A 230-nucleotide genomic window follows, 5' to 3' on the forward strand; every position below is an offset into this window, starting at 1 on the left:
GGCCCGTCATCGGTGCTGTACGGCGCCGCGGCGCCGGGCGGCATCGTCAACACCGGGACCAAGCGCCCGCCCGGCGAATCGATGGGTGAAATCAATGTGGACGGCGGCAGCTTCGTCCGCCGGCAGATTTCCGCGGACATCGGCGGCCCCATCGATGGGGCTGGCGTGTGGTCCTATCGTCTGTCCGGCCTGTTCCGCGTAAGGAAGCAGTTCGTCGATTACGGCTCCCA

General features: G+C 67.4%; 1 pseudogene. It reads left to right on the top strand.

The window, feature by feature from the left end:
• Positions 1-230 (top strand): annotated as a pseudogene (locus KVT32_RS31855) (TonB-dependent siderophore receptor); the annotation flags it as partial.

The sequence above is a fragment of the Achromobacter sp. GbtcB20 genome, from assembly GCF_019091095.1.
Classification (GTDB): domain Bacteria; phylum Pseudomonadota; class Gammaproteobacteria; order Burkholderiales; family Burkholderiaceae_B; genus Achromobacter; species Achromobacter mucicolens.